Origin of the sequence: Peribacillus sp. Bi96, assembly GCF_918698115.1 — a bacterium.
In the GTDB taxonomy this organism is placed as follows: domain Bacteria; phylum Bacillota; class Bacilli; order Bacillales; family DSM-1321; genus Peribacillus.
This window is the reverse complement of sequence record NZ_CAKKLV010000010.1, coordinates 142,108-162,730: the sequence shown is the minus strand read 5'-3', so window position 1 is coordinate 162,730 and position 20,623 is coordinate 142,108. Positions and strand designations below refer to the sequence as shown.

The following is a 20,623-nucleotide window of genomic DNA, read 5'->3' as shown; positions in this document are numbered from 1 at the left end:
TTCAAGCAGGCATTATGATAGGCGGACTTTTTCATAAAAGTGAGGAGGGAACTCCGCAAGGAGGTCCGTTAAGTCCTTTATTATCTAATATCATGTTAGACGATTTAGATAAAGAACTAGAGAAACGTAATCTTCGATTCGTAAGGTATGCGGATGACAGTACTATCTTTGTGAAGACACGAAAAGCCGCCAAACGTGCAATGGGAAATATCTCAAGCTTCATTGAAAATAAACTGAAGCTAAAGGTCAACTACGAGAAGTCGAAGTATGATCGCCCTTGGAACAGAACGTTTCTCGGTTTTAGTTTCACGAAGTCAAAGAAGAACCTGAAGGTTCTACTGGCTAAACAAACGGTGAAGAGAGTAAAGAAACGAATCAGGGAAATGACCTCGAGAAAATTACCGATACCCATGAAACTCCGAATAAATAAGTTAAAGCAATACCTTAGAGGTTGGATGGGGTATTTCGCCCTCATTGATACCCCGAACGTATTGAAGAATTTAGATTCATGGATTCGAAGAAGACTCAGGATGTGCCTATGGAAACAATGGAAATTGCCAAGAACGAGAGTGAGGAAACTCAAAGGATTAGGCGTCCCATTTGGAAAAGCATATGAATGGGGAAATAGCAGAAAGGGTTATTGGCGCATAGCGCATAGTCCTATTCTAGACAAAACCCTTAATAATGTTTATTGGCACCACCAAGGGTTAGTAAATCTATATGAACGATATACAAAACTACGTCAGACTTAAACTGAACCGCCGTATACCGAACGGTACGTACGGTGGTGTGAGAGGTCGGAGGCTAGGCGCCTCCTCCTACTCGATTTTCGAGGAAATATTGAGCAATTTGCTGAAATAGTTGAATTTGCGACAAATTTCTCGGGAAATAATTTGTTCCTAAGGAAAATAAATAGATAAAACTAAGAAATAAATCCAAACCTCCTGTCCCATTAGGCATATATTCTTAACCAAGCTAATAAGATGTTATAAACCATGCAAAGAGAGTGTTTGAGGTGAGGAATCGTTTATTACAAATTATCTAATAGGTGAATAATTCTATCTTTCATTGTTTATAGGGCAGCGGTATTCGATTCGAAAAATACGAATCTCATTTCACACTTCTCACATCCAATTTGGGGAGGTCGAGTGGTGTGCACGATTACATCAAAGAAAGAACTATCAAGATAGGAAAGTATATCGTGGAAACTAGAAAAACAGTCCGGGTCATTGCAAAAGAGTTTGGAGTCTCTAAAAGTACAGTGCATAAAGACTTAACGGAGAGGCTGCCAGAAATTAATCCAGATTTGGCTAACGAAGTGAAGGATATATTGGATTATCATAAATCCATTCGTCACCTTAGAGGTGGTGAAGCAACAAAATTAAAATATAAACGATCTGAAAGAGAAGAAGAAATCGTTAAATAATCACTGATATCATTCCGGTATTTGGAAGTGATCGGGCAATCAGGGAATGGATAAAGGGACATGAAAATGTGTCAACTTTTTTCTGATTTTTGACTCCGATTCCGTACCGGGATTTTTTTTATGGGGAAAGGCAGAAAATAGTACTTATGGTATTGAAATTTAATACATATTGGGATTTTAGGTAAAAATAGTCTCTGTTAGTGATTATTTATAATTCATACTTACTTGTGTCAATGCAATATGGTAAAATAAACAATTAGGACAGAAGTAGGTTATATGTGAGGATATTCAAGGAGGATTTAAGAAATGTTTGCTAGAGATATTGGGATAGATCTTGGAACAGCCAATGTTCTTATACATGTCAAAGGTAAAGGAATTGTGTTAAATGAGCCATCGGTAGTAGCGATTGATAAGAATACAAACCGCGTTCTTGCTGTCGGGGAAGAGGCTCGTAAAATGGTAGGCCGTACTCCAGGAAACATCATCGCAATTCGTCCTTTAAAAGACGGGGTCATTGCGGATTTTGATGTAACAGAATCGATGCTTAAGCATTTTATCAATACATTGAATGTGAAAGGCTTCCTTTCAAAGCCTAGAATTTTGATTTGCTGCCCGACAAACATAACAAGTGTCGAGCAAAAAGCGATTAAAGAAGCTGCTGAAAAAAGTGGCGGGAAGAAAGTATTCCTTGAAGAAGAACCAAAAGTGGCTGCAATCGGCGCTGGTATGGATATTTTCCAACCAAGCGGCAATATGGTCGTAGACATTGGCGGCGGTACAACCGATATAGCCGTTCTTTCAATGGGGGATATCGTTACATCTTCTTCAATTAAAATGGCCGGTGACAAATTCGATAATGAAATTTTACATTATATCAAGCGGAAGTATAAACTTCTGATTGGTGAACGTACTGCGGAAAACATTAAAATCCAGGTTGCAACCGTCTTCCCTGGTTCACGTAATGAAGTCATCGATATTCGTGGGCGTGATATGGTATCAGGATTACCTAGGACCATTTCGGTCAACTCTGAAGAAATTGAGGAAGCTCTTCGCGAGCAGGTTTCCATCATTGTACAAGCTGCGAAAAGCGTACTTGAACGGACACCACCTGAACTTTCAGCTGATATCATCGATCGTGGCGTCATTTTAACAGGTGGCGGAGCATTGCTTCACGGCATTGACTTACTACTTGCGGAAGAACTCAAAGTCCCAGTACTCGTCGCAGAGCATCCAATGGACTGTGTAGCAATTGGAACTGGTATCATGCTTGATAATATGGATAAATTGCCACGCCACAAGTTCAACTAAAAAGCGGATGGAAATCTGCATCATAAGATAGGGGTCTAAGGTTCAGACAAACATGAGGCATAGTGAAAGTGCGTGCAGTTCTAGTACTGATGAGCAATAGGCCCTCTTCTTTTAATCAATAATTTAACACCATTCCTTTAAATTTGACCTAGCCTAAAATACAGACAAACTCTTCTGCCTAATGCTTTTCTTTTTTCCTTAAGATACTGATGTTCATGACCGATAAGAAAGATATGAGAAATTGAACGGATAAGTTATGTTGAATGAGGGTGAAGAAGATGTTAAGAGGTTTTTATACAGCTGCTTCCGGGATGCTTACACAGCAAAGGCGAACGGAATTGCTCACAAATAATATGTCCAATGCAAATACAACGGGGTATAAGGCGGATCAAACAAGTGTAAGGTCATTTCCGGAAATGCTTATTAGCAACATGGATGGTAAAACGATTCCTACGGAGAACAAATTGAGTATGTCTACTTTATCCAAGATTGGTGGGCTTAGTACCGGCGTTTACGTACAGGAGGCTAACCCTTTATTTACCCAGGGTACATTGGAGGAGACCCAGCTTAATACAGATATTGCCTTGGCTGATGAAAACCCTCCAATCAATGAAGAAACCGGCCGGCAAGGATCGGTGTTTTTTACTGTTCAGGATGGTGATGGTAACCTTCGTTATACGCGCAACGGCAGTTTTACTCTAGATGGACAAGGTTATTTAACTACACCTGCTGGTCATTATGTATTGAATGAAAGTAATGAGCGGATCAAGCTTGATAGCGATCGGTTCACCATAACGGAAAACGGTATTCTTTTAGAAGGAAATGTTCAAACGGCACGTCTGGGCATCGGTTATTCAGATAATCCATCATCACAGCTCATGAAGGACGGGGAAGGCCTTTATAGGGTGTTGAATGATGGGGGATTACCAAGCGCATACGCAGCCTTAGAGGTTGGTTTTTCTACTAAGCAAGGCTTCCTTGAAGGCTCTAATGTCGATCAATCGAGAACGATGACAGAAATGATGTCGGCATACCGTTCCTTTGAATCGAGTCAGAAGGTCCTTCAAGCCTATGATAAAAGTTTGGATAAAGCGGTCAATGAAGTTGGCAAGCTTTAAGTGAACATTAGAAGAAAAGCGGCTTTGGGAAATTGAACATGTAAGGGGAATATCCATGAATCGGACCATGATGACAGCGACGAATACGCTGAACCAACTTCAAAGTAAACTCGATCAAATAAGTAATAATATCGCTAATGTGGACACGACTGCCTACAAAAAGACCCAAACAAGTTTCAATGACTTATTGATACAGAGTTTCAATAATCAGCCGAGTGAGACGAAGGAAAAAGGGAGGTTGACCACACCTGGCATTCGACAGGGAACAGGTGCTAGGATAAGCCAATCTCAATTGGTGCTATCGCAGGGGGCATTAAAGACGACCGACCGTAACCTTGATGCAGCATTCACTAGGGAAGACCAATTCTTCACTGTAAGCGTTAAGGATGACAAAGGAATCAATATAAGGCTTACACGGGATGGTGCCTTTTATTTATCTCCTAATGGGAATGGTCCAGAACAAATGGTGCTCGTTACCTCCGCAGGACATCAAGTCCTTGACGAAAATGGAAACCCGATCCTTATTGACGGAAGTATTAAAGACATTAAGATCTCGGAAAATGGCTTATTGTTGGTGGATACGGAAGAATACGGCGAAAAGAGTTTTGGGCTCGGCATCGTCTCGGTCAAGAAACCGCAATTTCTTGATCAGCTAGGCGGAAATTTACTGGGCCTTCCTGAAAACATCGATGCCTTGGGTGTTGCAAAAAATGATATCATGACTGCACTAACAGGGAATACCCGTAATCAAATAGCTGTCCGTCAAGGCACTCTGGAGTCATCAAATGTCGACCTTTCCAAAGAAATGACGGATCTGATCACTGTTCAGCGTTCTTATCAATTTCAATCCCGGGCAGTTACGATGGCTGATCAAATGAGTGGATTAATCAATGGAATCCGTTGAGTTTTCTGGAAAATAAAATGCTTCCCTGCGGAATTATAGCAAATCGGTTATAATGAATTCATAGCAAAGAGAATCGTTTGTGCCTATCATTTTGCATAGCTGCCGAATTTCTGGAGTATAGAGAAAAATCAGTCGGCGAGTTTTCTTAGAAAAAGGAGCTTTCACATTCTATATGGAACAAAATCGTGTAATGAGACAACAAATTGAAGAAGAGATAAAGGAAGTTGAGACGAAACCGAATCGTAGAATCAAGGTCCGTCTTTTGCCAATTTGGCTTCGTTTACTCATTGTTATCGGATTGATTTTCATTGCTGTATTGTCCGGGGCACTATTAGGTTATAGTGTGATCGGGGGAGGACATGCAATGGATGTTTTCCAAAAATCCACATGGACCCATATTATTGATATAGTGAATAAGGGTGCATAGTGCCTTGTCTTATGAGGCAGTTGCCGTCGGTTTCGGTTCTATAGTACATGGCAACCACGCCTCTGTCTTTAAGGCAGGGGCACGTTTACGTTATTGAAAAAAAAATCTCAGGAGGAAAAAAATATGCTTGATATCACACAAATAAAGGAAATCATTCCGCATCGCTACCCATTCTTATTAGTGGACCGGATCATAGAAATAGATGAGGGGAAAAGAGCGGTAGGTTTGAAGAATGTCTCAGCGAATGAAGAATTCTTTAATGGGCATTTTCCGGATTACCCAGTTATGCCAGGGGTATTAATTGTCGAGGCTTTAGCGCAAGTCGGCGCTGTAGCCGTTTTGAAACAAGATGAATATAAAGGGCGTCTTGCATTTTTCGCTGGAATTGATAATTGTCGTTTTAAAAAGCAGGTAAAACCAGGTGATCAGCTGCGTCTTGAAGTCGAAATAGTGCGTATGAGAGGCTCGATGGGCAAAGGGAAAGCGGTCGCAACGGTGGATGGCGAAATAGCATGTGAAGCCGATATCATGTTTGCTTTTGGTGACAAATAAAAAAAGTACATTCATTTTTATAAAATGGATTCATATAACTATATTTCAAAAAAGGTTTAGGGGATCGTGTAGCAGTGTATATATAAAAGAAGCACTGCATTGCTTATAAAAAGCAAAAGCAGATAAGATCCTTTCTATTCTCCCTTTGAATGCCGGACATTTTATATGTCCGGCGTTTTTTTTTGATGAAATTCCTATGAAAGATGAGATCGGTGGTTTTTCTTTTTAAATAAAAAAAATAGGACGCAAGTTATTTTCACATTCGGGCAAAATAGCTAATGATTAAGAAAGAAGGGAGGTTGCCAAAAATGATGAAGAAAAGAATTTTTGCACTACTCGGGGGCTCTTTATTATCCATAATGTTCCTTGCTGGATGTGGAACGAATGATAATGATAACAATCCCGCACCTGAAGATGATAACAAAATCATTGAAGATGATAAGAATGGTGTAAATGATAACAATGGCACAGATGATAACAACATCAATGATAATAATGATGATGATGGAATGATGGACAACAACGATAATGACGTAGATGACAAAGATGACTTGATTGACAACAATGATAAAAAAGACGACAACAATAAGTAATTAGCACTGAATGAAAAAGACTGTCTTAGGTAAGAAGAGGATTATCATCCTTATTCGTCTAAGTCAGTCTTTTTTTGTGTGTATTCGATTAGGGGAATTGGAAATAAGGGAAGGGTATTTATTTATTCGTGGCCAATTTAGGCTTTGAGCGGATTTTTTGCTTGAACTCATTTATTAGCTCTTCGCCGGATAGACCTTTTTGGACCAAATCTTCAAGAAGAAGTTCTGCATATTTGCTACGCGTTTTTTGGATGTGACCAACGAATAATAGGCTGTAATGGTTGCCTACTTTTCTTATGGTGCGTAAGACAGTGTGAAACAAAGCCGGTTCATTGTCCTTTTTGGTAATGACGGCCTGAATATACACCTCTCCGTCAATCTTGGGAAGTGCGGGTTCAAGCTCATTGAAATGACTTTCTTCTACAAAAGCTTCCAGTAACCATGTTCTAGCGTCGTTTTCTTTATTAATGATTAACCCGTCTGTCAATGCAATATCAATCAAGTGTAAATTCTCAGTAACAATTTGCAACGAGATTAATTTAAATGATTTCATCTAATTCCTCCGTTTCTTGCCAGAAGAGCGGTATTACCCCTCTCATTGTAAATGTAAATCTACCCCCCGAAATGGTTCAAATGATTAATCCTTATTAAGGTAATTATATCATACTAAAAAACTGTCCCTTAATGAAATGAAAACCTAACAACTGTCTAAATTATGAACGATAGAATAAAATTTTGCAAAATATTTAATTTTGTTAACTTTTCGTTTTTTACGGAATTTCAAACGATAAAAATTGATTTTTGAATCGCTTCAAATCGATTTTTCATGAAGAAAAAGGCAGGAATAAGGTCATTTCATCCATTTTTTAATTAAGTCGAGAACGAGTATGATAAAAGCATAATAAACAGAAAGGAGTGAATAGATGATCAACCAAGTTACCCTCGTCGGCAGGCTTACGAAGGATCCAGAATTAAGATATACCCCTGACGGTAAGGCTGTTTCCAATGTCACGTTAGCGGTCAACCGTAACTTTCGAAATACTGTTGGTGACTATGAGGCTGACTTTGTACAATGTATCATATGGAGAAAGTCGGCTGAAAATACGGCTCAATATTGTAAAAAAGGTGCATTAATCGGTATCACAGGCAGAATACAAACGAGAAGATACGAAAACAAAGAGGGTAAAAATGTATATGTTACTGAAGTGATCGCAGAGATGGTTCAATTTATTGCAACTAAACAAAATGATGTTAAGCCAAAGGATTTTCAACATATTGGTTTATAGTCTTACTTGGAGGTTGAGCATGAGTGAAGGAGATAAGGCTTGCGTCCGGGCAGAAGCACCCTCGATTTTTCAGACAATAAAAAATAATAAGCGCATAGAAGAACTCATTAGTGTTTTAATTCGTCATGTAGCGAAGACCCAGGTAAAAGCTTCGGATAATGAATATGAATTAGTACAGATTAAATTGATGCTTGCCCAATTGGTAACTCAAAATAAGTATTTATACGACCATAATGAAAAATTAACGGAACGTATTTCAGCTCTTGAACAAGGCGAAGGATGTTTCGGTGACAGAAAAAAACTCCGTAAAGCTTGATTGCAGCATAAAGCTCATTTTTTCCCCTTTCATTCCCCAAAGCAAATAAGCTTTTTCCTCGCTGGAAACTCCGGTTTACCCGCAAAAGGTATCAAGTTATTTGATTCCCCCCCCTTTTTAATGACTGCAAAAAATGCAGTCTTTTTTTCATGCCAAAAAGTGTGTTTTTTAACAAAATAAAAAAATTATTCTGTAAAATTAGAATTTTTAGAAAATATATTGTAATATTTTAATTTTGATGCAATAATAAACCCAATAATATAATTGGAAAAAAAGTTATATATAGGAAGTGATTCGATGGACGAACCAATTATTAAGGTGAATGGGCTTCGAACCAGTTTTCGTACAGACGATGGGGTGATCCCTGTCGTAAATTCAATCGATTTTCATGTCAATCCTGGTGAGGTTTTAGGGATTGTTGGAGAATCAGGATGCGGAAAAAGCGTAACTTCTTTGTCCATCATGGGACTGGTTTCTTCACCGGCTGGTAAGGTGGAGGGAGAAATCCTTTTTAAAGGAGAGAATATCGCAAACGCTTCTGAGGCGAGGATGAGAAAGATTCGCGGAAATGACATAGCGATGATTTTTCAGGAACCGATGACAAGTTTGAATCCAGTTTTCACTATAGGCGAGCAGCTGGTGGAGACGCTACGGATACATAAAAAATGGAACAAAAAGCAGGCCCGTCGTAGAGCGGTGGAAATGTTGAAATTGGTTGGGCTTGGCCGTGCCGAAGAATTGATCGATGAATATCCTCACCAGCTTTCAGGTGGAATGAGACAGAGGGTCATGATTGCCATGGCCATGATCTGTGAGCCGAAACTTCTTATAGCGGATGAGCCGACAACGGCTTTGGATGTGACGATTCAGGCACAAATCTTAGAGTTAATGAAGAACTTAAATAAAGAAACAGATACAGCAATCATGATGATTACCCATGATCTTGGCGTTGTGGCGCAAATGTGTGAACGTGTCATTGTCATGTATGCCGGCAAGGTAATAGAGGAAGGAAATGTGCAAACGATTTTCCAAAGTCCTAAGCATCCGTATACGGTCGGATTACTTCAGTCGATTCCAGATATGCGGATAAAGAAAGAACGTCTTTACTCGATCCCTGGTAATGTTCCAAAACCTGGGACAGGCAACCTGGGGTGCCAGTTTGCCCCGCGTTGCTCCCGTGCCATGGAGCAATGTATAAGTGAGACCCCGTCTCTTTTGGAATTTGATGATGGCCAGCATGTTCGTTGCTGGCTGTATGAAGATGGGAAAGGAGAAGCCTTGCATGAATCAAACATTGGTTAAGGTAGAAAACCTAAAGAAGCATTTTCCGATTAAAGGAGGCGTCCTAGGAAAGACCGTCGGAGAGGTCAAAGCCGTAGATGGCTTGTCTTTTTCCATTTACAAAGGGGAAACCTTAGGTCTTGTCGGGGAAAGCGGTTGCGGTAAATCGACAACGGGAAGATTACTGCTTCGATTGCTTGAGCCGAGTGAAGGGAATGTCTATTTCGAAGGAAAGGACCTGACGACTTTATCTTCCCGTGAAATGAGAAAAATGCGCCGTGAAATGCAGATGGTCTTCCAGGATCCATTCGCTTCCCTCAATCCCAGGCATACTGTTGAAAAGATATTGGAAGAACCGCTTATCGTTCATGGGGTAAAAGATAAAAAGGTGCGTAAAGCCCGTGTACAAGAGCTTCTTAAGGTTGTTGGTTTAAGCAGTTACCATGCTAAAAGGTATCCGCACCAATTTAGTGGGGGCCAGCGGCAACGTATTGGCATTGCAAGGGCACTTGCGGTCAACCCTAAGCTGATCATCGCCGATGAACCCGTATCTGCACTGGATGTATCGATTCAGGCCCAGGTTTTGAACCTCCTGCAGGATTTGCAGGAAGATTTTGATTTGACTTACCTTTTCATTGCCCATGATCTGGGCGTAGTAAGGCATATCTCTGACCGTGTCGGTGTCATGTATCTTGGGCATATAGTTGAATTGACGGAAAGTGAGGAACTGTATGAGGATCCTCTTCACCCTTATACCCAGGCCTTATTATCAGCAGTGCCGATTCCGGATGTGGAATACAAGGGAGATAGGGTAATCCTGCAGGGTGATGTTCCAAGTCCATCAAACCCGCCTAGCGGTTGCCCATTCCATACGAGGTGCTCGAAAGCGATGGCAGAGTGCAAATCGGAAAAACCCGTTTTGCATGAACATAAACCTGGTCACTACGTTGCTTGTCATTTATACAACTGACATGACGTATACATAAATTCGTAAAAAATAAGGGGGAAGAATATGAAGAAAACATTGGCATTATTGTTGACTGGTATCCTGGCTCTTTCGCTAGCGCTTGCTGGATGCTCCTCGTCTACATCAAAAGAGAAAGATGATGGTAATGGGGGATCAAGTGAAGCGAAAGGCGGCGTATTGATTTACGGTAAAGGCGGAGATGCTGTCGGTCTTGACCCAGCTATCGTAACGGATGGTGAATCATTCATCGTCACGCAGCAGATTTTTGAAACGCTTGTGAAATACGGAGAAGATAATACGGAAATAAATCCTGGTCTTGCAGAATCATGGAAAGTATCGGATGACGCCAAGACATACACATTCAAATTGAAAACCGGAATCAAGTTCCATGATGGTACGGATTTCAATGCGGATTCAGTCGTAAAAAACTTTCAACGCTGGGCAAAAAGTAAGGACGAAGGTAAATTTGCTTACTACGCCTCTATGTTTGGCGGATTTGAAGGTGATGAAGGACATGTTATCAAAGAAGTAAAAGCTATCGATGATAGCACGGTGGAATTCACATTGAACCGCCCTCAGGCACCATTCCTGAAAAATCTTGCCATGCCTACATTTGCAATAGCCAGTCCGACAGGATTTGAAAAAGAGGGAGACAATTTCACTAAGAATCCATCTGGAACAGGTCCTTTCAAATTCAAATCATGGAAGCCTGGCGATACGATCGAAGTGGTGAAAAACGAAGGCTATTGGCAAAAAGGACTGCCAAAACTTGATGGAATCACGTTTAAAGTCATTAAAGATAACTCTGCACGTTTAAATGCTGTAATCAAAGGTGAAATCGACTTAATGGACGGTCTGAACCCAAGCGATATCAGCAAAGTTACAGGAGATGACAAACTGCAGTTATTCGAACGTCCATCCATGAACGTCGGGTACTTTGCTTTCAATGTTGAAAAAGCACCATTCGACAAAAAGGAAGTACGTCAAGCTATCTCACACTTAATTAACAAAAAAGAAATTATCGATAACTTTTTCGAAGGCACAGCGGAGCCTGCAAAAAATCCAATGCCACCATCCGTTTCTGGATACAATGACAACATTGAAGACTATGATTACGATGTCGAAAAAGCTAAAGAACTTCTGAAAAAGGCTGGATATGAAAAAGGATTTAAAATGGACCTATGGGCAATGCCGGTACCACGCCCGTATATGCCAGATGGTCAAAAAGTGGCCGAGGCCATTCAAGCCAGCTTAAAGCAGGTTGGTATCGAGGCAAATATCGTTTCATACGAATGGGCTGCCTATTTAGAGAAAGTGCAGGCTGGTGAGGCTCAATCCTTCATGCTAGGCTGGACAGGCGATAATGGAGATGCAGATAACTTCCTTTATGCCTTATTGGATAAAGATAATATCGGCTCAAACAATTATTCTCGTTATGCAAATGATGAAGTGCACGATCTATTGATCGAGGCCCAGTCCACGGCAGATGAAGCCAAGCGTAATGAGTTATATGGAAAAGCTCAGGAAATCATCCATGAGGAAGCACCATGGGTTCCACTAGTCCACTCATTACCGCAGCTAGCCGGATCCAAGACAGTCAAAGGGTTTGTTCCACATCCAACCGGTTCTCAATCCCTTGTTAACGTTTCACTAGAAAATTAACCGTACGAACCGGGTAGTATGTAATCTTGCATGCTTCCCGGTTTTGTTATGGAATGCATTTCAAAATGATCGAGGGCGCTCAAAGGACCCTTATGTAAAAGGCGGGTGATTGTTTTGTTTTCCTATACCGTACGACGTTTAGGATCTCTCATTCCAGTGTTACTCGGAATGGCGTTTATTGTATTCATGATGATTCGGGCGATTCCTGGGAATCCTGCACAGGTGATTCTAGGGCAGCAAGCAACAAAAGAGGCAGTCGAGGCAATGACAAAGGAACTTGGTTTGGATAAACCATGGTTCATTCAATTTTGGGATTATGTATCAGGCCTGTTACAGGGGGACCTGGGTGTATCGTTAAAAACGAATAGTCCTGTTTCTGAAGAAATAGGGCCATATCTAATGGCAACGATTGAGTTAGCATTGATTGCCATGATCATTGCAGTGGTCATAGGTGTAAATGCAGGGATAATATCAGCTTGGTTCCAGAACTCATGGTTTGACTATGCAGCGATGGTGATTGCGTTGATTGGTTTGTCCATGCCGATATTCTGGCTGGGATTAATGGAGCAATACATCATCTCAATTCAATGGGATTTACTTCCTACGACAGGGCGGGACAATATCAGGGATCCAGTCGAGGCCATAACGGGCCTGTATTTGATTGATACGCTCGTTGCTGGAAGAGTTGATCAGTTTTTCGAAGTGATCAAGCATCTCATTTTGCCGGGAATTGCGTTAGCGACCATTCCGATGGCGATAATTGCAAGGATGACACGTTCGTCCATGTTGGAAGTAATGAGATCGGATTTCATTCGTACGGCTCGCGCTAAGGGGATGAAAATGTTTTGGGTTGTATACAAGCACTCCTTGAAAAATGCTTTAATTCCAGTGGTGACGGTAATCGGCCTGCAGACAGGATTACTTTTAGGCGGGGCCATTTTAACGGAAAACATTTTTGGCTGGCCAGGCATCGGTACATATATTTATGATGCTATACTTTCCCGGGATTATCCGGTCATACAGTCCGGGATTCTCGTCATCGCCTTTTTGTTTGTCATGATTAATCTAATTGTGGACTTGTTGTATGCAGCGATCGATCCAAGGATTAAGTATAAATAGGGAGGGAAACTCATGCCTGAAATAGCAACGAATACATCGCCAATCCTTCCTCCCAAAGAGGCAGAGGAAAAAGTCATCTCTCCCTGGAGGGAAGGGTGGAAAAGTTTTAAGAAAAATAAGGTGGCACTTGTTGGTCTGGCGATTGTTTTATTTTTCATCTTAATCGCCATTTTTGCACCGCTTATTGCACCGTATTCATTTGAAGGGCAAAAGCTAAGTGATAAACATTTGGCCCCATCTGCGGAACATTGGTTTGGAACGGATGAATTTGGCCGTGATATATTGAGTAGAGTCATCTATGGCTCGCGCATATCGATAGGAGTCGGCTTTTTATCTGTAGCCGGGTCTGTCCTGGTTGGGTCTTTTCTAGGTATTATTGCCGGGTATTACGGAAAGTGGATAGATACAATCATATCGAGGGTCTTTGACATCATTTTAGCCTTTCCAAGTATCTTACTTGCCATTGCGGTAGTAGCCGTTTTAGGACCATCACTTCGCAATGCACTCATCGCCATTGCCATCGTCAATGTCCCGATATTTGGCCGTCTTTTACGCTCACGGGTTTTAACGGTGAAAGAAGAGGAATATGTTACGGCTGCGAAGGCAATTGGAATGGGAGATGGCCGGATTCTCCTCCATCACGTCCTTCCCAATAGCCTTGCACCGATTATTGTTCAAGGCACCTTGGCGATTGCTACTGCCATCATTGAATGTGCAGCACTCGGCTTCCTCGGTTTGGGGGCACAACCACCAGCACCAGAGTGGGGGAAAATGCTTGCCGATTCAAGATCTTTCATCATTCAGGCGCCTTGGACGGTTCTTTTCCCTGGCCTTGCGATCATGCTTACGGTACTCGGCTTTAACCTAATGGGAGATGGCCTGCGAGATGCGTTGGATCCAAGGATGAAAAACTAGAGGTAAGATGGTGGTGTTTTTTTAACATCGCCATCTTTTATTTTGAAAAACTATGAAAATATGAAAATAATAACAATATCCTAGTTTGAAATAGGAAAATAGTGACTATTATCTCTTAAAATCACCCCAAAAGTTGTGATACTTTTATACTTAGTAAGAAAATTCCAAAAATTGATTATTTTAGAGGAGGAAAAGTTCATTGATTAAACGAAGCTTGTCCATTCTAGCAATCTTTCTATTAGTATTTACTGCAAGCGTTTCCGCAGCCAAGCTCCCAGAGCCCCCGAACGGTTCGGGTGATGGAAAGAAGAATCAGGAAAGTATTCTAAAGCTGAAGAAAAACGACTTGGAGAAGAAATACAAAAGTAACGAGAAGGTCAGGGTCATCGTTGAGATGAAGGAAGCCCCGGCAATAGAAATCGCTTCGAAAGAAGGGAAACTTTTTAAACAGTTATCGAAAAATAAGAAACAACAATTAAAGTCCGAAAAGCTAGCTAATCAGAAGAAATTGAAAAAAAAGGTGAAAGACAAAAGAATCGCTTTCAAGGAAATGGAAAGTTTTACGACGGTCGTCAATGGGTTCAGTGGTGAACTTCAGTATGGTGATATCAAAAAGGTGGAAGCCATGCCTGAAGTTGCTGAGGTACATATAGCAAACGAATATGAACGTCCAGTTGATAAGCCCGAGATGCTTTATAGTAAGGAACTTATCCAAGCCCAGGAAGCATGGCGGGAATATGGATATACAGGGGAAGGGATGGTCGTGGGGATTATCGATACTGGAATCGACCCATCTCACCGTGATATGGTCCTGAACGATGAGAATAAAGCAGAACTGACTGAAAGTGAAATTAACGGCATGAAGGAATCTAGCCATCTATTAGGCAACTATTATACGGCGAAGGTACCTTATGGATACAATTACATGGATGAAAATGAAGAAATCCTTGATCTTGGTGAAGGAGCCTCCATGCATGGGATGCATGTCGCAGGAACCGCGGGTGCCAATGGAGATGAAGAGCATGGCGGGATTAAAGGGGTGGCTCCCGAAGCCCAGCTTCTTGCTTTAAAGGTATTCGGAAATGATCCCGCCATGCAGACAACATGGGGTGATATTTATATTAAGGCAATTGATGATGCAATCATTCTTGGGGCAGATGTGCTAAATATGAGCCTCGGTTCCACTGCAGGTTTTGTATCAGCAGAAGATCCTGAGCAGCAGGCCGTATCGAGAGCTGTTGATAATGGGATCCTCATGTCGATTTCAGCAGGAAATTCGGCTCACTTTGGAAACGGATTTGCAAACCCATTAGCTTCAAACCCGGATATTGGCGTTTCAGGCTCACCTGGACTTGCTTATGATTCGGTGCAAGTGGCATCCGTCGAGAATAACTATATGGATTTGGATGCAGCGACTTATGATATAAACGGACAAGCAGGAAAAGCTCCGTTCATGTCGGCTTCAAGCGTACATCCCAATGCTTTGAAGGATAAAACACATGACTTGGTTGCTGCAGGTCTTGGGACGCCAGAGGAGCTTTCCAAAGTGGATGTTAAAGGCAAGTTCGCCCTCATTGAACGCGGCACGCTTTCTTTTATAGAAAAAGCGCAAAATGCCCAGGCAGCAGGAGCGACAGGAGTCATTATTTACAATAATGCTGACGGATATATTTCCATGGCCACAGATCCAAGCATCACCATTCCACAGCTGTTCATGTTGAAGTCGGATGGTGCCAAGCTGAAAGCGGCCTTAACGGATGGAGAAAAGGTGAAGATTACCTTTAATGGTGATAAAACAAAAGCGGTGAATCCAGAAGCAGGAAAAATGAGTTCATTCAGTTCATGGGGCGTAGCACCAAATCTGGATTTCAAACCGGAAATCACTGCACCAGGCGGACAAATTTATTCAACGTTGAACAACGATGAATATGGTATGATGAGCGGCACTTCGATGGCGGCACCTCATGTTTCCGGCGGTTCTGCACTGGTTCTTGAAAGAGTGGATAAAGACTTTAAATTAAATGGATTTGCCCGGGCCAATTTGGCTAAGAACCTGATGATGAATACTTCGAAACCATTAACGGATCAAGGTGTCGTCAATAATGCCCTTGACTGGAAAAACCCTTATTCGCCTCGCAGGCAGGGAGCCGGAATCATGCAGCTTCAATCTGCTTTGTCCACGCCAGCTGTCGTGACGGAGGCATTTACGAAAGAAGCGAAGGTTGCCATGAAGGAAATCGGCAATAAGTTCGCCTTTACTTTGAAGGTTGAAAACTTCAGTAATAAAGCAGTCAAATATGATGTAAAAGGAAATATCCAAACAGACTATGCCATTCAGGGTCAGCTGGGTTATTCCGCCAATCAATTAGAGGCACAGGAAATTAAGAACGCTTCGATTAAAATCAATAATAAAAATACAAACAAGATTACTGTACCTGCAAAAAAATCTGTTACATTTGAAGTGAAAGTGGACATATCCAATGCAAAGGTACTTGGCGATGATCTTCAGACTCTTGTAGACATTGACAAGGTCTTTCCAAACGGATATTTCGTTGAAGGGTTCATAACATTGAAGGATCCAGCTGACACTAACCCGGAATTACATGTTCCGTATGTAGGGTTTAAAGGGGAGTGGGACAAAGCCCCAATCCTGGATGGCACTAAATATGATAAAGAGTCTTTCTATGGCAGGGCAGGAGGAGTATCGACTGCAGGTGAAGATTTCACTTATCTTGGTTACGACCCTGCGGGGAAAACATTCAATGGCAAAAATATTGCGATTTCCCCAAATGGTGATGGTGCACAGGATGACTTCGTGCCGGTCCTATCATTCTTAAGGAATGCGAAAAAGGTAGAATATAATATATTGAATGGTGAGAACAAATCAGTCCGGAAACTTCGCACAGAGAATAATGTACGTAAGGATTATTATGATGGCGGACAAGGGACCGCATACACACTTGATCCGGCCCGTAAATGGGACGGTAAAGTCAATAATGCAATGGCTAAGGATGGGGTCTATTATTTTGAAATCAAAGCGATGATAGATTACGAGGGTGCAAAATGGCAGACGTTTAAAATGCCAATCAAAATCGATACGGTAAAGCCGACAGTCAAGATTTCGAAAAAAGGCAATGTATTAACCATCCAAGGTAAGGATAATTTGAATGGTTCAGGGCTTGCTTATTACGATGTACAAGTCGATGGAGCATCCATCATGGAAGAGCCGCTCCCGGCGAATACGAAACAATTCACCCTGCCTGATGTAAAAGGGGAAAAGGTTCAGGTTGTGGGAATTGACTTTGCAGGTAATGAAAAAGCGGCTGAAACTGAATTGGCCAAAGATTCAGCACCAATTGATAATCATGCACCTGCTGTTAAGATCAAAAGTCCTGAAGCCTTAAGCGTGAACAATAAAAATAAAATCAAAATAACAGGGGATATTGAAGAAGCGTCAGAAATAAAGGAATTTAAAATCGACAATAAAACGGTCCCTGTAACATATAACAAGACGAATAATAAATATGAATTCTCATATGAAAAGAAATTTGAAGAGGGTGTCCAAAGCTTCACGGTTAAAGCAACCGATAAATGGGATAACACGGTTTCCTTTAAACGGACGATTATGATCGATGCAACAAAGCCGGTTTTAAAAGTTAAAGGAGTACCGGAAACTGTGGGAGTCAAAGGCAAGAATCCAAAAGTGGATGTGACGGTAGAGGATAATTTCGATGAAATCCGCCTTTATCTGAACGGAAGCGAAGTATTCTATCATGAATTCAAGGAACCATATAAAATGCGTGCCTATAAGAAGAAGATAGAGGATTTGGAACTGCCGCTTAAATCAGGCAACAACAAGTTTGAATTTAAGGTGACAGATCTTGCAGGAAATGAATCGAAGAAATCCTTTAACATCAATAAAGCAAAAAAATAACGAAAGGCAGCCCTCTTATCCAATAGGGCTCAGACTGTAGACAAACTCTATGAGAAGCGAGTTTGCCTGCAGTTTTTCCTTTCAAAAAAGTTCCAGTTGATTTCAGAAATCCGCTCCCTTTCCACCGACTGTCTGCCAAGCCTCCTCGACGCAAGCGTCTGTGGGGTCTTGGCTAGCCGGTTATTCGGCAGGAGTATCGCAAATTTCTTCAATCTGATGAGGTTTCATTTCATATAAAAATGTAAAAATTCATTAAGGAGTACCAAGTCTTCTTTTCTAATCATGGTTTGGGGTAGATTATTTCTAATCTCCTTTTGTACGAAGAGAAGCCGGTTTTCCTACAGTTGATTGGAACGGAAGGTACGAGACTCCTGCGGAAAAAGCGTGTCCAAGGGAGACCCCACAGGCGCAAAGAGCGCCGAGGAGGCTCCCGGACCGCCCGCGGAAAGCGAGTGCCTGGAGTGGAAATCAACGTTCGAATAGTACAAACCCTCAAAAAAAATGTAGGTAAAATCAATTAATATCAAGTTTTTATATAGTCTAAGCCCTCTTATCCAAGAGGGCTGTTTTTTATCGAGTATGGATTTGATGAATGAATTCTTTAGTGATGTAATGGAGTAGTTTGCTGAGTTTTCACCGTGCAAATATGTAAATCTATTAGTGAGGAATTATTTTCATTATCCGGCAGGTATATGGAGTGGGATAAAAGAATTAGGTATAAAGAACCTATTAAAAGGAGGGTATCTATGAATTATAAGAAGAAATCCAGCAATAAAGTAAGTAGTCTTGGAATTACAGTGAAAATCGAAAGGAGAGGAAGCGACAGGTCACATCTTACAAAAACGAGTTTTTTTGATGCACTTCAGCACCTCCATGCTCCCTTTGAAAAGGATCCCCGCTCAGATTCACCCTATCAGCATTTTCCTCTATGTCAGGAGGTAACCCTTTCTTTTTTTGAAAAAGGTGCTGAAACATCTATTAATTATGACCCCCACCAAGAAAAAATCATCATTGAGGAAAGGTCAGAGACATATCAGCCGAATAAGGGTGAGGTGCTTACTGCAATCCTCGATCATATCATGATCAATCATGGCTATCACCATTCTTTTTTCATTATCCAGCAAAAAGAGCGGAACGTAAAAATGAAAGCTGCTAATCCGTGATATCATCCTCTAAAGCTGCAGGACATTGTAAGGTATGAGACTTCCGTTAAATGAAACGTACGAAGAGTTACTTTACTCAATAAGGATGGAGCTGCCACGGCAGCTCCTCAACATGATGAGCGTCTCCTATCCTTCAAGAAGTCAAATCAGCCGGCGAATGATCTTTGAGAGGGTTTGAATACCATAAGCTAACTCTTCCTCAGACGCATATGAATATGATAGCCGAAGATGTGTATTGTTGCTTGGTTCATATATGTACCCCGGATTAATGAGTATGTTCTCCTTTATCGCCTGCTTGAAAAGGTTTGGATTCACAATTGGTTTACATAATTTTAACCATATATAAAATCCGCCTTGGGGTATTTGCCATTCAGCTATTCCCTTAAAATATTGATTGAGAAGAGTTAATGTAAAATCTCTGCGTACCTTCAACTCATACCGCAGCCACTCTAAATGCTTCGAATATTGACCACTCGTTAACCATTCAGCCACAAGATGTTGAGATAGTGCACTTGAACCGTAATCCATTTGCATTTTAATATCCGCTAACCTTTCAATCACCGTTATTGGACCAGCGATCCATCCGATGCGCAGCCCGGGGCTTAATGTTTTGGACATGCTGCCAATGTACAAGACAAGGCCATCAGTATCTTGGGATTTAATAGGTAGTGGCGGTTCATTTTCAAACCATAGGTCACTATATACGTCATCTTCAATAATCGGAATCTGTTCTTTATTGCAAATGGATAAGAGGTTTAGTCTTTCTTCTTTTGTCCATGTAGTATTGGTTGGGTTGTTAAACGTTGGAACGGTATAAAAGAGTGACGCTTTCTGCCTTCCATTGATACGCTTTATTTGAGTGGGAATACTTTCCCGGACTTGTTTTGATAAGCCTACTAAATGCATGCCCGCAGATTGAAAGGGATGAACAGAATTTAAATACGAAGGAGACTCATGTAAAATCATTGATCCTTTCTGAAGTAAACCCACCGAAATCAATTGAAGCGCCTGAAGCCCCCCTGACACGATCATAAGGGAACTGGGGCTGGCAATTACTCCTTTTGACTTTAAATAATCACTTATACTGTGGCGAAGGCCTTTATCACCTTTGGGTTCAGAATAGCCCAATGAGTGAGCATCAAAAGATGTGGTTTGCAAAGTCTTTTCGATTTTTTTTGTAGGCAATAGAGATGGAGAAAGTTCACCAGTGCCCAATCTGATAATGGCAGTGTCCGTTTCATATTGATTAATGTCCTGAATCGTTTTTAAATTAGGCTCATGAAGGCCGTTCCGTACATAGTTTTTCCAGTCGGGCTGTTTGCTGGAGACGAGCACATTCCATGTGTTATTAGAAACAAATGTACCAGACCCAACCTTGGTTTCCAGTAATCCGTCTGCAATTAACTCCTCTATAGCTGAAATAATGGTACTCCTGTTCACCCCAAGAGAATCGGCCAATGAGCGCTGTGATGGAAGCTTGGTCGCAACTGGCCATTCCCCTCGTGTAATTTGTTGTTGCATCCATTCAACTATTTGTTGGTGAAGTGATCGGTTAGAAGGCCGATTTGGTTTCCATTCGATAAACATACGAAAACAATTACTCCTTTCATGTTCTATATTCCTTATGGATTGGTTGGGTTGAAAACCAACCA

Annotated in this window: 19 protein-coding genes; 17 read left to right on the top strand and 2 right to left on the bottom strand. The window is 41.3% G+C overall.

Annotated elements, in window-relative coordinates; all coding sequences use genetic code 11:
• The 8 genes from LQ203_RS14550 to LQ203_RS14515 form a co-directional block, all read left to right on the top strand.
• Positions 1 to 752, top strand: a 752-nt coding sequence (locus LQ203_RS14550; RefSeq protein ID WP_253074191.1) for a group II intron maturase-specific domain-containing protein, incomplete at its 5' end; no start/stop codon positions are given.
• A gap of 401 nt (positions 753 to 1,153) precedes the next feature.
• Positions 1,154 to 1,426 (top strand): sporulation transcriptional regulator SpoIIID, encoded by a 273-nt coding sequence (spoIIID, locus tag LQ203_RS14545; RefSeq protein WP_034315767.1) that lies wholly within the window; start codon positions 1,154 to 1,156, stop codon positions 1,424 to 1,426.
• A gap of 306 nt (positions 1,427 to 1,732) precedes the next feature.
• Positions 1,733 to 2,734, top strand: coding sequence for a rod shape-determining protein (locus LQ203_RS14540; RefSeq protein WP_057911932.1), 1,002 nt, complete (start codon positions 1,733 to 1,735; stop codon positions 2,732 to 2,734).
• 278 nt (positions 2,735 to 3,012) lie between these two features.
• Positions 3,013 to 3,852: a flagellar hook-basal body protein gene (locus LQ203_RS14535; RefSeq protein ID WP_230159097.1), complete on the top strand. Its 840-nt coding sequence runs from the start codon at positions 3,013 to 3,015 to the stop codon at positions 3,850 to 3,852.
• Between the two features lie 55 nt (positions 3,853 to 3,907).
• Complete coding sequence (locus tag LQ203_RS14530; protein WP_230159096.1) at positions 3,908 to 4,756, top strand: flagellar hook-basal body protein; 849 nt, start codon at positions 3,908 to 3,910, stop codon at positions 4,754 to 4,756.
• 172 nt (positions 4,757 to 4,928) lie between these two features.
• On the top strand, positions 4,929 to 5,183 hold the full coding sequence (locus LQ203_RS14525) for a DNA-directed RNA polymerase subunit beta (RefSeq protein ID WP_230159095.1): 255 nt from the start codon (positions 4,929 to 4,931) through the stop codon (positions 5,181 to 5,183).
• A 123-nt stretch (positions 5,184 to 5,306) separates the two neighbouring features.
• Positions 5,307 to 5,735: a 3-hydroxyacyl-ACP dehydratase FabZ gene (fabZ, locus tag LQ203_RS14520; protein ID WP_230159094.1), complete on the top strand. Its 429-nt coding sequence runs from the start codon at positions 5,307 to 5,309 to the stop codon at positions 5,733 to 5,735.
• Positions 5,736 to 6,043: 308 nt separating this feature from the next.
• Positions 6,044 to 6,328, top strand: coding sequence for a hypothetical protein (locus LQ203_RS14515; protein WP_230159093.1), 285 nt, complete (start codon positions 6,044 to 6,046; stop codon positions 6,326 to 6,328).
• Positions 6,329 to 6,446: 118 nt separating this feature from the next.
• On the opposite strand, the gene LQ203_RS14510 is transcribed toward LQ203_RS14515, so the two are convergent.
• Entirely contained in the window at positions 6,447 to 6,881 is a 435-nt protein-coding gene (locus LQ203_RS14510; RefSeq protein ID WP_230159092.1) for a YwpF-like family protein, read from the bottom strand.
• 370 nt (positions 6,882 to 7,251) lie between these two features.
• On the opposite strand from LQ203_RS14510, the gene ssb reads away from it, so the two are divergent.
• The 9 genes from ssb to LQ203_RS14465 all read left to right on the top strand — a co-directional run bounded on the left by ssb (position 7,252) and on the right by LQ203_RS14465 (position 18,971).
• Positions 7,252 to 7,614, top strand: a complete 363-nt coding sequence (gene ssb / locus LQ203_RS14505; RefSeq protein WP_230159091.1) for a single-stranded DNA-binding protein — start codon at positions 7,252 to 7,254, stop codon at positions 7,612 to 7,614.
• A 19-nt stretch (positions 7,615 to 7,633) separates the two neighbouring features.
• Positions 7,634 to 7,930 (top strand): hypothetical protein, encoded by a 297-nt coding sequence (locus tag LQ203_RS14500; RefSeq protein ID WP_230159090.1) that lies wholly within the window; start codon positions 7,634 to 7,636, stop codon positions 7,928 to 7,930.
• A gap of 297 nt (positions 7,931 to 8,227) precedes the next feature.
• Entirely contained in the window at positions 8,228 to 9,232 is a 1,005-nt protein-coding gene (locus LQ203_RS14495; RefSeq protein ID WP_230159089.1) for an ABC transporter ATP-binding protein, read from the top strand.
• Positions 9,213 to 10,181 carry a dipeptide ABC transporter ATP-binding protein gene (locus tag LQ203_RS14490; RefSeq protein ID WP_230159088.1) on the top strand — a complete coding sequence of 323 codons (969 nt, stop codon included), beginning with the start codon at positions 9,213 to 9,215 and terminating at the stop codon, positions 10,179 to 10,181. Before LQ203_RS14495 ends, LQ203_RS14490 begins: the two co-directional genes overlap by 20 nt.
• Positions 10,182 to 10,223: 42 nt before the next feature.
• Entirely contained in the window at positions 10,224 to 11,840 is a 1,617-nt protein-coding gene (locus tag LQ203_RS14485; protein WP_230159087.1) for an ABC transporter substrate-binding protein, read from the top strand.
• 114 nt (positions 11,841 to 11,954) lie between these two features.
• On the top strand, positions 11,955 to 12,959 hold the full coding sequence (locus LQ203_RS14480; protein ID WP_230159086.1) for an ABC transporter permease: 1,005 nt from the start codon (positions 11,955 to 11,957) through the stop codon (positions 12,957 to 12,959).
• A gap of 12 nt (positions 12,960 to 12,971) precedes the next feature.
• On the top strand, positions 12,972 to 13,874 hold the full coding sequence (locus LQ203_RS14475) for an ABC transporter permease (RefSeq protein ID WP_230159085.1): 903 nt from the start codon (positions 12,972 to 12,974) through the stop codon (positions 13,872 to 13,874).
• Between the two features lie 199 nt (positions 13,875 to 14,073).
• Positions 14,074 to 17,808 (top strand): S8 family serine peptidase, encoded by a 3,735-nt coding sequence (locus LQ203_RS14470; RefSeq protein WP_230159084.1) that lies wholly within the window; start codon positions 14,074 to 14,076, stop codon positions 17,806 to 17,808.
• 746 nt (positions 17,809 to 18,554) lie between these two features.
• The gene (locus LQ203_RS14465) at positions 18,555 to 18,971 is read left to right on the top strand and encodes a hypothetical protein (protein ID WP_230159083.1); all 417 of its coding nucleotides are present in this window, start codon (positions 18,555 to 18,557) and stop codon (positions 18,969 to 18,971) included.
• Between the two features lie 141 nt (positions 18,972 to 19,112).
• Here the strand turns inward: LQ203_RS14465 and LQ203_RS14460 are convergent, their stop codons facing one another.
• Positions 19,113 to 20,558: a PLP-dependent aminotransferase family protein gene (locus LQ203_RS14460; protein ID WP_230159082.1), complete on the bottom strand. Its 1,446-nt coding sequence runs from the start codon at positions 20,556 to 20,558 to the stop codon at positions 19,113 to 19,115.
• Between the last annotated feature and the right edge of the window lie 65 nt (positions 20,559 to 20,623).

What these genes read in the sequence shown, in the direction of transcription:
- ssb (WP_230159091.1), top strand. Translation starts at nt 7,252, where the DNA reads ATGATCAACCAAGTTACCCTCGTCGGCAGGCTTACGAAGGATCCAGAA.
- LQ203_RS14510 (WP_230159092.1), bottom strand. Translation starts at nt 6,881, where the DNA reads ATGAAATCATTTAAATTAATCTCGTTGCAAATTGTTACTGAGAATTTA.
- LQ203_RS14540 (WP_057911932.1), top strand. Translation starts at nt 1,733, where the DNA reads ATGTTTGCTAGAGATATTGGGATAGATCTTGGAACAGCCAATGTTCTT.
- LQ203_RS14525 (WP_230159095.1), top strand. Translation starts at nt 4,929, where the DNA reads ATGGAACAAAATCGTGTAATGAGACAACAAATTGAAGAAGAGATAAAG.
- LQ203_RS14465 (WP_230159083.1), top strand. Translation starts at nt 18,555, where the DNA reads ATGAATTATAAGAAGAAATCCAGCAATAAAGTAAGTAGTCTTGGAATT.
- LQ203_RS14475 (WP_230159085.1), top strand. Translation starts at nt 12,972, where the DNA reads ATGCCTGAAATAGCAACGAATACATCGCCAATCCTTCCTCCCAAAGAG.
- fabZ (WP_230159094.1), top strand. Translation starts at nt 5,307, where the DNA reads ATGCTTGATATCACACAAATAAAGGAAATCATTCCGCATCGCTACCCA.
- LQ203_RS14515 (WP_230159093.1), top strand. Translation starts at nt 6,044, where the DNA reads ATGATGAAGAAAAGAATTTTTGCACTACTCGGGGGCTCTTTATTATCC.
- LQ203_RS14530 (WP_230159096.1), top strand. Translation starts at nt 3,908, where the DNA reads ATGAATCGGACCATGATGACAGCGACGAATACGCTGAACCAACTTCAA.
- LQ203_RS14490 (WP_230159088.1), top strand. Translation starts at nt 9,213, where the DNA reads ATGAATCAAACATTGGTTAAGGTAGAAAACCTAAAGAAGCATTTTCCG.
- LQ203_RS14535 (WP_230159097.1), top strand. Translation starts at nt 3,013, where the DNA reads ATGTTAAGAGGTTTTTATACAGCTGCTTCCGGGATGCTTACACAGCAA.
- LQ203_RS14460 (WP_230159082.1), bottom strand. Translation starts at nt 20,558, where the DNA reads ATGTTTATCGAATGGAAACCAAATCGGCCTTCTAACCGATCACTTCAC.
- LQ203_RS14495 (WP_230159089.1), top strand. Translation starts at nt 8,228, where the DNA reads ATGGACGAACCAATTATTAAGGTGAATGGGCTTCGAACCAGTTTTCGT.
- LQ203_RS14485 (WP_230159087.1), top strand. Translation starts at nt 10,224, where the DNA reads ATGAAGAAAACATTGGCATTATTGTTGACTGGTATCCTGGCTCTTTCG.
- LQ203_RS14500 (WP_230159090.1), top strand. Translation starts at nt 7,634, where the DNA reads ATGAGTGAAGGAGATAAGGCTTGCGTCCGGGCAGAAGCACCCTCGATT.